This window comes from Margalitia sp. FSL K6-0131 (assembly GCF_038008735.1).
In the GTDB taxonomy this organism is placed as follows: Bacteria; Bacillota; Bacilli; order Bacillales; family Bacillaceae_C; genus Margalitia; species Margalitia shackletonii.
The window spans coordinates 1,954,788-1,967,671 of sequence record NZ_JBBOZS010000001.1; the positions used below are offsets into that span (position 1 = coordinate 1,954,788).

Below are 12,884 nucleotides of genomic sequence, written 5' to 3' on the forward strand. Positions count from 1 at the left end.
TATACATGAAAGAAAAACTAGATGCAATATTGACCGCTGCATTTGAAATTGGCACTTCAGATATCCATTTAACGGTTGGAGTGCCGCCAATGATGAGGTTAAATGGAGAATTAAAAAAATTTGGACAAGAGCCGCTCAAGCCTAGTGATACAGAAGAAATGGCAAAAGCGATTATTCCTGATTCCATGTGGAAGCAATTTAAAGAAACAGGGGAACTTGATTTTTCCTATGGAATAGAAGGGGTTTCACGTTTTCGAGTGAATGCATTTCACCAACGTTCATGTATCAGTTTAGCTATTAGGGTTATTCCTACTAGAATCCCTACATTTGACGAATTAGGATTGCCATCGGTTCTTAGCGACCTTGCTATACAGCCCCAAGGTCTGATATTAGTGACAGGGCCAACCGGAAGTGGAAAGTCGACTACTTTAGCAGCGATGCTAGATAAGATGAATCGTACCGTTAAAAAACATATTATTACACTAGAAGACCCTATTGAATATTTACATAAACACGGGACATGTATCATTGACCAGCGAGAAATAGGGTTTGATACAAAATCATTCTCCAATGCCTTAAGAGCATGTTTAAGACAAGATCCCGATGTTATCCTCGTGGGTGAGATGAGGGATTTAGAAACAATATCAACGGCGATAACTGCTGCAGAAACAGGACACTTGGTACTAGCTACCTTGCATACAACGGACGCACCGACAACTATTGATCGAATCATTGATGTATTTCCATCAGAACAACAAGCACAAGTTAGAATTCAATTGGCTTCCGTATTACGGGCTATCATTTCGCAAAGATTATTTCAACATAAGCAACAAAATAGCAGAATTGGTGCCTTTGAGATTTTAATTAATAATCCTGCAATCCGAAATTTAATTCGCAATGAAAAAATCCATCAAATTCAAAGCGTTATGCAAACAAGTAAAGCAGCGGGAATGCAAACGATGCAAATGGCGATTCAAGCTTTAGTGGAACAAGAAAAAATTTCAGCAAATGACGCTAGACCATATTTATTGGATGGTGTTCTTTAATGGCAGTCTTTCAATATATCGGAAGGAATCGAAAAGGTGAAAGGGTAAAAGGCAAACTGAAGGCGGCAAATTATAATGAAGCCGTTTTAAAGATGAAAGAAAAAGGTATTGCGATCCGTTCTTTAACAGAATTAAAGGGAATATTGTATCGGGAAATTAATGTTATAAAGCCAAATATAAAGCATAAAGATTTAGTCATTTATATTCGTCAATTCAGTACATTGATTAAGGCGGGAATTAGCGTTGTTGATTCAACAAAAATTTTAGCGGAGCAAACAGTAAATCGTGTTTTAAAACAAACCCTTTACAATATATATGAGGATATTCAAACAGGAAAATCTTATACCGAAGCGGCTGAAAAATTTCCAACTATTTTTCCCTCCATGTTTATCAATATGATGAAAGCTGGGGAGGCTAGCGGTCAAATAGAGGAGATTTTGGAAAGAATGGCTGTTTATTTTGAAAAGCAGCATCAAACTCGGCAGAAAATTAAGGCGGCAATGTCCTATCCAATCATATTGGCAATTATATCAATAGCGGTAGTTATCTTTATGCTAGCTGTGATTGTTCCCAAATTTGCTGGCATGTTTGCTTCATTTAATGCAAAATTGCCAGCTTTAACATTGTGGCTGCTAAATTCTAGTCAATTTGTTGTGCATTATTTTTGGTTATTTATACTTTTTCTGCTGTTGTTGTTATTAGGATATTATTTATTGGTAAGGTCGAAAAATGGCAGCTTTTATTTGGACATGATAAAACTTAAAATTCCAGTATTCGGAAAAATTATCCAAAAAGCAGCTTTAGCAAGGATGACTAGAACTCTTAGCACATTATTTGCTTCTTCCGTTCCGATATTGCATGCAATCAGCATTGTGGAAAATGTCGTTGGAAATCAAGTGATTGCCAAAATCCTTGGCGAATCAAAGAATTATATAGAAGAGGGAAAGTCAATTGCAGAACCCATGAAGGATCATTGGGCTATTCCCCCTCTAGTTTCACAAATGATGATCATAGGCGAACAATCAGGAACAATAGACTATATGTTAGAAAAAGTTGCGGAATTTTATGAATCTGAGGTTGATCAGGCAACAGAGCAATTGAAATCTCTTTTAGAGCCTATGATGATTGTTTTTCTCGCCGGAGTTGTAGGAACGATTGTTGCGGCCATCACCATCCCAATGTATAGCGTGTTTCAAAATATCCAATAAATCGACTATCACTATAAAAATTATGTATAGATTAGTAAAAATATGTTGTAATAGCGATATTTGGAATAGTATAATGAGCTTAGATTTAAGATAGAAATTGGAAGCGAAGAAGAGTCATTTGTATATGGGCACTTGAATGGCTCGGAGCTTGTAGTGCAACCCGCCAATTTTATGTTTATTAACCTATTAACATCCTAGATTAATAAATATGAAGTTGGCTTTTTTATTACATATTTAAAGAAGGAGAAGAGAAAATGAGAAGCAGATTCCAAAAGGTAATGAAGAATCAAAAAGGGATGACTCTTGTTGAATTGCTTGCTGTAATTGTTATTCTTGCGATTGTAACCGCTATTGCAGTGCCTAGTGTAGGGGGACTTATCAACAAATCACGGACAGATGCACACATTTCAAACGGGTTAATGATTATTAATGCTGCGAAGATAGGTGTGGCTGCGCAAGATGATAAAATTCTCCCAAGTTCAACAGGAACTAGGGATTTAAAATTAAGTGAATTAGTGAGTGCTGGTTATCTAGATAATATTCCACAGGACCCTTCTAAAAAGGGAGATAAATATAATGATGAAAAAAGTAAAGTAACCATTACAAAAGATAGTAATGGAAAATATAACTATACAATCGTTCTAGTATCTTCTGGTGGAACTGAGGTTGTAAATGCAGATGAATCAAAATTAAATGCAGGAAACGCAAAATAAACTGATATCTTTATAATCAAAAAAAGGGGCATCCAATGCTCCTTTTTTTATAACATATATTTCTATCATATGATAATATACAAATAATGAAAGTGTCATAAATTGAAAAGGAGCACAAACTCTCAACCAATGAATATATTTTGGACAATCTATTTTGCAGTAGTAGGTTTGATTCTTGGATCTTTCTTTAACGTAGTGGGCTTACGTATCCCTGAAAAAAAATCACTTATTTATCCAGGATCACAGTGTCCGCACTGTAAGCATAAATTGCGCTGGTTTGAATTAATCCCCGTATTTTCTTTTATTTTTCAATTAGGAAAATGCCGTTCCTGTAAAACATCTATTTCTTATATCTATCCTGTTATGGAGGCAATTACAGGGTGCTTATTTGCATTCGCATATGCTAAATCAGGCTGGGGAATTGAGCTGCTATTTGCTTTATTGCTTTTATCATTAATAGTGATTATTACAGTATCAGATCTTATTTATATGATTATTCCAGATAAAATTCTATTAATTTTTACCGTAATATTTATTATCTTAAAGATTATGTTTCCTTCCGAACCTTGGTGGGACCCTATAGTCGGGGCTGTTTTTGGATTTGCCCTATTATTTCTAATAGCTATATTAAGTAAAGGTGCAATGGGCGGTGGAGATATTAAATTATTTTTTGTCCTTGGCATAATACTAGGGCTAAAATATACTTTTTTAACGTTCCTAATTGCTACTTTCCTTGGTGCAGTCTTTGGTATTTTAATGATGATTGCACGAAAATATAAAAAGAGAAAACCTATACCATTCGGCCCTTTCATTGGTGCAGGTGCAATTCTATCATTTTTTTTCGGAGATAATATTATTTCATGGTATGTAAGCATGTTTATGTAATGGGGAGTGAAGTAAATGGACCTACAACTATTTTCTAGACAGCATCGTTTACATTTAATGTTTACGGACCATTACGTTCGTTTTATCGTAACCGGTAAAAATAATGTTATCCTTAAATTTGGTCAAAAATGCTTACCTAAAGGAGTTCTCCGTGGTGGACTAATTGAAGATGCTCCCACATTAAGGACTTTACTGGAGCAATTTCTCTACGAAAATAAAATTAGAAGAATGCCTACATATTTGTGTCTATCGGATGGACATACCATTGTAAGAAAGGTGCTTGTTCCAGAGGAGGTTCCTACAGAAGAAATTAAAGGCTATCTTTACATGTCTGTCGGGGAGAGCCTGCATTTGCCATTTGAAGATCCGCTTATTGAAGCAGTAGAATGGAAGGCAGGTCAAGATCATCGTGAGGTTTTAATGATTTCTTCACGTGAATCGGTTGTCCAGCAATATGTAAATCTTTTAAAAAAAATAAAATTAAAACCGGTTGTGATGGATTTATCCATTCTGTCTTTATATCGTTTATATTATCATTTGGATCTTGCCAGCCGAGATGAGCATCTTTTAGTTGTTCAAATTCAATTAGCATACATCCAATTATCGATATTCTACGAACATAAACCATTATATGTTCATCAAATTCATTTTACTGATCAATTCGAATTAGAATTTCAATCCTCAAGATATACTTATGAAAATTGGGCAATGAAAGAGGATTCTCAAGTGAAAACAGGACAAATTCAACAAATAGAACGGGAAATCGATCGAATTCGAAACTTCTATCAATTTAATTTAACAAATGGTCAATATGAAATAAATAAATTATTAATAGCTGGAGAGCATCCATATATTAGCCAGTACGTGGAACAATTAAAAGAGCATAGTACTATTAAGGTTCAACCCCTTACAGACTCATTATTCCAGACAAAAAAGAATATTAACATCCCACCCGTTTTTTCGGAATGCATCGGTTTAACATTAAAGTAGGTGTAAATGCATGCTAGTAGACATTAATCTTATAGAAAAAAAACACCGTCCCAATTTATTTTGGTTTGTCCTATCAGGGATTCTGATTATTTTGGCAGTCTCCCTAGCTATTTTTTATTCCTATTATACGTCTATAAAACAGCAAGAGGCAGTATTGAATAGCCAATTAATCTATGAAAAACAATTAAATAAAGTAAAACAAAATATTCCGATTGATAAAAAGCAGCAGGCTATCCTTGATTTAAAGAAGGCAATACAGTGGGCAAATGATTACCCCATTTCAACTGTAAGCATGTTAAAGGAAATCATTACGCTATTGCCAGAAAGGGGATTTATTACAAATTTTTCTTTACGGGATGACCGCACAGTCCAATTAACGGTGCAATTTGATACTAGTAATGATGCAGCATATTATATGAGACACTTAAATCAAGCTAAATTTGTTCGGGATGTGAAAATCGAAAATATAACTACTGCTGATATGAATGCATCCGATCAAAATATTTTGCCTAGATACTTTGCCCAATATACGATAATACTTAATGAATCTTATTTGAAAAATAAGAATGGAAAGGAAGAATAAAAGGTGGTCGGGAAAAATCTTAAAGTATTTATAACAATCATCATCTTCCTTTTATTTTTTATTACATCGACTCTTTTGTACATACAAAAAATAATCCCAACTAAAAGAAACATACAATATATAAATTCAGAACTGCGAGATGAAAAGCTTAAATCTTTCCCGAAGGAAAAAACAGATCCTGCGCTCATAACAGATGCAACGAACTTGCAAACACAGCTTCCGGTTGTTTTGAATATGGACAGTTTTATATTAGAACTTGGAAAAGCGGAAGTCGCATCAGGGATTACGATTAAAAATATTATATTTGGGGATAACCAAAACCAAAAGGTTGGCGATTCGGATGTATCAGCATCCTTACCCAACTTCAATCAAAATTCTGAAGAGGAAAAAAAGAAAAGCAATGAAGATAATACTTTGCCTGATGGAGTAAAGAAAGAGCCTATTGAAATTATTCTAAAAGCGCCAACTTATTTTCATCTCTATCATTTTTTGGGGGAAATCGAATCACTTCCAAGAATTACAAGTGTTGATACCATTGATTTTCAAGGTCCAGCAGAAACCAGTACATCCATACAGGATAATTCCAATTCGATCGAATGTAATGTTACTGTCAGCATTTTTTATGACCCGGGATTGGAATCTATCTTAAAATCTGCACTTCCTAAGCTGGAAGTTCCTCCACCGAGCAATAAAGAGGATCCATTGGTTTCTCGGGTTCAACCGGAAAAGTCAACATCTAACGAAGTAGATGAATCATTAATTCAAGAGGATAAGACGATGGATGGGGCTAAAAACACTAAACAATTCAAGGTAATTAAGCACGTTGTCCAACCTGGGGAAACCTTATTTACTATTGCAATGAAATACTATCATTCAAGAGATGGGGAAGAAATTATTCAGAAATATAACCACTTAACTAATACCACTGTATATTTCGGTACGACATTGCAAATCCCACTTCAAACAAAATAAAAATTTTGACGAAAACCTTCTTGAACAAGACGACAAAAGTCTTGTTCTTTTTTATTCGGTGTATGTTAGCATTGAACAAATACGTGTGCGGGAGGGAAAAAAATGGACAAGCAACCTGCTAATCAAATAAAAATTAAAATTAATGGTGATGAACGTCCATTTAAAGAGGAGGTTGCTATACATAAATGGAACGCAAATGAGATGGAGTCGGCAGCAGCCACTGAAAAGACTGCTGAGGAAGATCAATTTGATTGGGTACTGCCTGAGGTAGAGGATAAACCTATTCCGGAGTTCAAAAAAATTTACTATGAACCCTCAATAGAGAAGGAAAAACCAAATAAAATATTCAAGAAAAACTCCGGTTCCCATTTACTGACGATCTTCATTTCTGCGGCAACGGCGATTTCAATTGGAATATTATTTGGCTTTATTATGCTTAAGGTGATTGCATACCAGACGGAGGGTGTTTCGCAAAAATCTATCGGAAATAAACAAAATGCTCTTCCTGCTGGAGCATCTGTCGGGCAAAATAGTTCGGTTGTACTTCCTGCCATAACAACCTCTATCATCCAAGGCGGGGTTTTTGATGATGCAACTGCACCTGCAAACGACATTAAGGGAAAAGGCCTACCTGCTGTCATCATAACACTTGAAAATAAGCAATATATTTTGATGGGGGTTTCCAATAATTTAGCTGAAGCGAAACAGTTAGCGGAAGAGCAAAAAAAACAGGATGTAGAAGTGTATGCTAAACAATTAACCTTCCAGGAAAAAAAAATCGGGGTATCCACCCAGGATGAAAAAACGTTTGCTGAACATACGGGTGAACTTTTTCGCCTTTTGACCAGTGTATCTTCCAATGCCTATTTAACAGGAAAACTAGAAGCTGATAGTTTATCAAACATTGAGCAGCAATATAAGCAAGTAGAAGGATTAAAAAATTGGAAAGATACAAATTTGAAAAAATTATATAGTTCACAAAAAGAATGCTATCAACATCTTTTGAATTTCCAAAAAAATGCGGATCAACATGAAATTATAAGTGCGGAACAAGCTTTATTATCGTATTTAAAGCAATATAACGAACTTTAAACACCGCGAGGGTAGAAATATTCTATCCTCTAATTTTTATGGGGAAACTCCCATTGTGGACATGTTGTTTTTTTGATAGGATAAAAATGGATGTATCTCCAAAATGAAATAGAAGGGAAAAATGTCATGCCGAAACTTATTTTAGCCTCGCATTCACCTCGTAGAAAGGAACTTCTCCAAAAACTGCAAATCCCTTTTGATTCGATCTCTAGTAATGTGGACGAACAACTTGCCGATAACCTTTCTCCAGAAGATGCAGTAATTGAGCTAGCAACTAGAAAGGCCAGTATCATTGCTGAGCAATATAAGGAAGCGATAGTAATTGGAGCGGATACAATTGTCGTGCATAACGGAACTATTTTAGGAAAACCGAAAGACAGGGCGATGGCTAAGGAAACGCTCGAAAGTTTATCCGGAAACGAACATTCAGTTTTTACAGGTGTAACAGTTATCTATCAAGGAAAACATCAATCTTTTTATGAAAAAACAGATGTAACGTTTTGGGAGTTAACTTCTAAGGAAATCGAGCAGTATTTAGATAGCGATGAACCATACGACAAAGCTGGGGCATATGGAATTCAAGGTCTGGGATCCCTTTTTGTTAAAATGATAAACGGAGATTATTATAATGTTGTTGGATTACCTATTTCAAGATTGAATCGTTTTTTAAAAGAAAAGAAATTAATTTGAAACTTAACTGTAATAACGTTCGTCTAAAAGGAGGTAAATATTCGTTTGGAAAAAATAATGATACGGGATTTTCCACAAGATGAGAGGCCACGAGAGCGATTAATACAGAACGGTGCCAGCAGTTTATCCAATCAAGAGTTACTTGCTATTTTGCTTCGAACTGGTACAAAGCAAGAATCCGTTATCCAAATGGCAAATCGTTTGTTAAAGAAATTCGAAGGCTTGCATCTGCTCAAAGATGCATCTCTTGAGGAAATCATGAACATTAGAGGCATTGGACTGGCAAAGGCAGTTCAGATTTTGGCTGCATTAGAGTTAGGAAGACGCATTGCTAACCTGTCATATGAGGATCGGTATGTCATAAGGAGCCCTGAAGATGGGGCGAATTTTGTGATGAATGATATGAGATTTTTATCTCAGGAGCATTTCGTTTGCCTATATTTAAACACCAAGAATCAAGTCCTCCATCGTCAAACCGTTTTTATCGGGAGTTTAAATGCCTCCATCGTACATCCCCGCGAAGTATTCAAAGAAGCATTTCGGCGATCGGCCGCATCCATTATTTGTATCCATAACCATCCATCTGGTGACCCAGCTCCTTCGAGAGAAGATATAGAGGTTACCAAAAGACTTGTAGAATGCGGAAAAATCATTGGAATTGAAATTTTAGATCATCTAATTATTGGTGATAAAAAATATGTGAGTTTAAAAGAAAAAGGGTATTTGTAAAGGTTTTTTTCTATGTAATGGTTGCTTATTTAAATACTAAACTAATTTATAGAATAAACAAAAAATCAGATATTTTAACTTAGAAAAAACTTCCTGAAAAGATTTTGTTTATTAATAGAATGATAAGCAACAAATTTATACAAAAACAGCATTGGAGTACTATGAATTTTTTTGTCGATACGCTATAATATTGTTTATGGTTTTTGACGAAACCTCCTAATTGCAAAATATTTTTGGGCAAAATACACAAGCTAAAAGAGGAGATTTATACCTTTTAAATACACATAAATGAAATGACTTTGATTTTTCCTAATGAAGTATTTTTAGTTTAGAAAGGGAGATACATCCATGTTTGGTAGTAGAGATCTTGGAATTGATCTGGGAACAGCTAATACATTAGTGTTTATTAAAGGGAAAGGAATAGTAGTCCGAGAACCATCTGTTGTTGCGATTGAAACGGATACAAAGCAAATTAGAGCTGTAGGTAATGATGCAAAAAATATGATAGGCCGTACTCCAGGGAATATAGTTGCATTAAGACCTATGAAAGACGGAGTTATTGCCGATTATGAAACTACAGCGACAATGATGAAATATTATATTAGACAAGCTTCAAAAAAAGGAGCATTTGCACGCAAACCTTATGTCATGATATGTGTGCCTTCTGGAATTACGGCTGTAGAAGAGCGTGCGGTTATTGATGCTACACGTCAAGCAGGTGCTCGGGATGCCTATACAATCGAAGAGCCATTTGCAGCGGCGATTGGGGCGAATTTGCCAGTTTGGGAACCTACAGGAAGCATGGTAGTCGATATAGGTGGAGGAACTACTGAAGTGGCGATTATCTCACTAGGGGGGATTGTTACCAGTCAATCCATTCGCATTGCGGGAGATGAAATGGACGACTCCATTATCAGTTATATAAGAAAAACATATAATCTTCTAATTGGAGACCGCACTGCAGAAACGATAAAGATGGAAATCGGATCAGCTGGTGATCCAATTGGAATAGAGCCTATGGAAATTCGCGGACGCGATTTGCTTACAGGTCTACCGAAAACGATTGAAATTACTGCCGAAGAAATCGCGCAAGCCCTGCATGATACTGTATTTGCAATCGTTGATGCAGTGAAGAGCACTTTGGAACAAACACCGCCTGAACTCGCCGCAGATATTATGGATCGTGGGATTGTATTAACTGGCGGAGGTGCCATGCTTCGAAATCTAGATAAAGTGATTAGTAAAGAAACAAGTATGCCTGTGATAATCGCTGAGAATCCCCTTGATTGCGTTGCAATCGGTACCGGAAATGCTTTAGAACATATTCATTTATTTAAAAACAAAGCAAAGGATTCAAGATAAGTAGAAAAGTGAAGGCGTCTTACTAGAAAACGGCCGATATGACGTAAAAGTCTACCGGCCAATTTTTTCTTTCACATCTTTAACAAAAAAATCTATGTTATAATGAACTTGTGAAAAATGTCGTATGGTAATTTTTGTACGATCTGGATTACTATTAAGGCTGTTTTCACATGGATTGTTGCTTTTCGTCATTTGTTATAAATTCTATGTATGGCTTGGTTTCGGGGCATCTTTTTCTTATAAGGTTTATTTAGTTTTAACCCAAATAAGGTTGTTACCTAGAGTTTTCGTTACAAAAGCAACAAAGTTTAAGAAAAGAGCCATTACTAATGAGGTGTACACAGCATGCCACAATTTTTTTTGAATAAACGACTGATTATTTTGCTCATCAGCATCATCTTACTAGTGGCATTGATAGGATATTCTCTTCGTGAACGAGGTCATCTTTCGAAGCCAGAGCAATTTTTAAAAGATGTCGTCGGTTTTGGACAAACAATCATTGCCGTTCCTGCAAATAGTGTGAAAGATTTCTTTGGAAGTATTAGTGATATTCAAAATACATATACCGAGAATAAGAAGTTGAAATCACGATTAGATCAATTATCCCAGCTTAGTTCCGAAGTAAGTATTTTAAAAGATGATAATGATAAATTAAGAAAAATATTAGGCAAAAAAGATGATTTAAGTGCCTACACTACAACACAAGCCACTGTTATTGCCCGAAATCCTGATCAATGGTATGAGCATATTATTATTAATAAAGGAAAGACGAGCGGTATTAAGGAGAACATGGCCGTTATTACTTCAGAAGGATTTATTGGCAAGGTTAAGAGTGTATCAGCATTATATTCGACGGTTGAATTACTTAGTGCGGTAAATCCAAAAAACAGAATCTCAGCGGAATTATTGGGCGATAATGATAAAGCCGTTTATGGAACGATTGAAGGATATGATCAAACAGAAAGAGTCTTACTTTTAAAAGGTATTCCTTATGATCTTAAGATTAAAAAAGGTACAAGTGTTTATACATCTGGACTTGCAGATATTTTTCCAAAAGGGCTTCCGATCGGTACTGTCGAAAAACTTGTACCAGATGAAAATGGCCTAACGCAAACCGCTTATGTTAAACCGGCAGCAGATTTCTATGATATTGAACATGTTATGGTTGTAAAGAGCTCTGTAGATAAAGCTGGACTGACAGATCTTAATGGGGGGGGACAATAATGAAACGTATTGTTCTTCCTCTTATTTTAAGTATTTGTTTTATTTTGGAAAGCTTGTATGTTGAATTTTTTCCAAGCGGGATTTTTGGGATAAATAAAATATTTGTTCCTCATTTTCTCCTGATTGTCCTTATTGTAATGGGAATATATTACGTCCGTAATCGCACTATTCTTTATGCTTTTATTTTCGGGTTATTGTTTGATGCATTTTATACTGGAATTTTAGGCGTTTATTTATTTGTCTTTCCTTTGATTGTCTATATTACTTCATCCTTAATGAAAGTTTTGCAGGCAAACCTATTCGTTGCTGCTATCGTTATGCTAGTGGATGTAGCGATTGCTGAATTTATTGTATACGGGCTCAATATTTTAATTTTAAAAACAACGATGTCAGCGATAGATTTTATTAATGTGAGATTGATACCAACATTAATCCTAAATTTAGTTTTTTATATCATTATTTTTTATCCACTGCGGAAATGTCTTGTACGTTTAAAGAAGGAAGTATTAGATGAATAAAAAAGGCGGAAGCGCAGATATTTTCTTGTGCTAAACAATACCAAACCCGTCAAGTAATATATGTGATACACAACTTATAAATTCATATATCTAAAAAATACTCATTAAATAAATCACAAGTATTTATGCCAAAAGAGGAATTTCGTTACTATTTGTCGAATTTATAAGCCACTGAGGTGAGCATTTTGCGATGAAGAAGACACATAATGTAATGATTAAAGGAACAAAGGATGGTTTAACACTGCACTTAAACGATCAATGTTCCTATTTGGACTTAAAGGAAGAATTAGAAGACAAGCTTTCCATTCATCATACTGAAGAAGAGGAAAGTCCGTTGATTTCTGTTAGAATACAGTTAGGGAATCGCTATTTAACGGATGAACAAGAAGAGGAACTAAAGGAACTAGTTAGAAATAAACGGAACTTAGTAGTTGGAGATATTACCAGTAATGTAATCTCGAAAGCTGAGGCCCAAAAAATACATGATGACAATGATATTGTTTCTATTACATCCATCGTTAGATCCGGACAAATCCTGCAGGTTCCAGGGGATTTATTGCTTGTTGGCGATGTAAACCCTGGTGGGACTGTATTAGCGGGCGGTAATATTTTTATTATGGGTGCTCTGAAAGGGATTGCCCATGCCGGTGTTAACGGTATGAAAGAAGCTGTCATCGCAGCAAGTGTTATGATGCCAACACAGCTAAGGATTGCTGATTGCTTGAACAGAGCCCCTGACCATTATGATAATGAGGACCAGCATGAAATGGAGTGCGCTTACATAGACGAGACAAATCATATTGTCATTGACCGACTGCAGGTATTAAAGCATCTAAGACCAAATATTAATAGATTAAAAGGGGGATACTAAT

The 12,884-nt window shown here is 35.5% G+C and carries 14 protein-coding genes and 1 riboswitch; all 14 genes read left to right on the forward strand.

Annotated elements, in window-relative coordinates; all coding sequences use genetic code 11:
- Positions 1-5: 5 nt before the first annotated feature.
- The 14 genes from NSQ59_RS09410 to minC all read left to right on the forward strand — a co-directional run bounded on the left by NSQ59_RS09410 (position 6) and on the right by minC (position 12,883).
- Complete coding sequence (locus NSQ59_RS09410) at positions 6-1,046, forward strand: type IV pilus twitching motility protein PilT (RefSeq protein WP_055739121.1); 1,041 nt, start codon at positions 6-8, stop codon at positions 1,044-1,046.
- Entirely contained in the window at positions 1,046-2,254 is a 1,209-nt protein-coding gene (locus NSQ59_RS09415) for a type II secretion system F family protein (protein WP_340830855.1), read from the forward strand. The genes NSQ59_RS09410 and NSQ59_RS09415 overlap by 1 nt, the downstream gene beginning before the upstream one ends.
- Before the next feature lie 90 nt (positions 2,255-2,344).
- Positions 2,345-2,428, forward strand: a riboswitch (cyclic di-GMP riboswitch).
- An 80-nt stretch (positions 2,429-2,508) separates the two neighbouring features.
- Entirely contained in the window at positions 2,509-2,967 is a 459-nt protein-coding gene (locus NSQ59_RS09420) for a type II secretion system protein (RefSeq protein WP_340830857.1), read from the forward strand.
- A 129-nt stretch (positions 2,968-3,096) separates the two neighbouring features.
- Complete coding sequence (locus NSQ59_RS09425) at positions 3,097-3,852, forward strand: prepilin peptidase (protein WP_340830859.1); 756 nt, start codon at positions 3,097-3,099, stop codon at positions 3,850-3,852.
- A 15-nt stretch (positions 3,853-3,867) separates the two neighbouring features.
- Positions 3,868-4,842, forward strand: a complete 975-nt coding sequence (gene pilM, locus NSQ59_RS09430) for a type IV pilus biogenesis protein PilM (protein ID WP_340830861.1) — start codon at positions 3,868-3,870, stop codon at positions 4,840-4,842.
- Between the two features lie 10 nt (positions 4,843-4,852).
- Entirely contained in the window at positions 4,853-5,425 is a 573-nt protein-coding gene (locus NSQ59_RS09435) for a PilN domain-containing protein (RefSeq protein WP_126647950.1), read from the forward strand.
- A 3-nt stretch (positions 5,426-5,428) separates the two neighbouring features.
- Positions 5,429-6,397, forward strand: a complete 969-nt coding sequence (locus tag NSQ59_RS09440) for a LysM peptidoglycan-binding domain-containing protein (protein ID WP_055739125.1) — start codon at positions 5,429-5,431, stop codon at positions 6,395-6,397.
- A gap of 102 nt (positions 6,398-6,499) precedes the next feature.
- Positions 6,500-7,489, forward strand: a complete 990-nt coding sequence (locus NSQ59_RS09445) for a hypothetical protein (RefSeq protein WP_340830865.1) — start codon at positions 6,500-6,502, stop codon at positions 7,487-7,489.
- Positions 7,490-7,615: 126 nt separating this feature from the next.
- Positions 7,616-8,179, forward strand: coding sequence for a Maf family protein (locus NSQ59_RS09450; RefSeq protein ID WP_340830869.1), 564 nt, complete (start codon positions 7,616-7,618; stop codon positions 8,177-8,179).
- Positions 8,180-8,236: 57 nt separating this feature from the next.
- Complete coding sequence (gene radC, locus NSQ59_RS09455; protein WP_126647974.1) at positions 8,237-8,908, forward strand: RadC family protein; 672 nt, start codon at positions 8,237-8,239, stop codon at positions 8,906-8,908.
- Between the two features lie 348 nt (positions 8,909-9,256).
- Entirely contained in the window at positions 9,257-10,270 is a 1,014-nt protein-coding gene (locus tag NSQ59_RS09460; RefSeq protein ID WP_055739128.1) for a rod shape-determining protein, read from the forward strand.
- A 345-nt stretch (positions 10,271-10,615) separates the two neighbouring features.
- Entirely contained in the window at positions 10,616-11,494 is an 879-nt protein-coding gene (mreC, locus tag NSQ59_RS09465) for a rod shape-determining protein MreC (protein ID WP_340830872.1), read from the forward strand.
- A complete protein-coding gene (gene mreD, locus NSQ59_RS09470) occupies positions 11,494-12,012 on the forward strand; it encodes a rod shape-determining protein MreD (RefSeq protein WP_055739130.1) in 519 nt (172 codons plus the stop codon). The genes mreC and mreD overlap by 1 nt, the downstream gene beginning before the upstream one ends.
- 190 nt (positions 12,013-12,202) lie before the next feature.
- Complete coding sequence (gene minC / locus NSQ59_RS09475) at positions 12,203-12,883, forward strand: septum site-determining protein MinC (RefSeq protein ID WP_055739131.1); 681 nt, start codon at positions 12,203-12,205, stop codon at positions 12,881-12,883.
- Position 12,884: the final 1 nt, after the last annotated feature.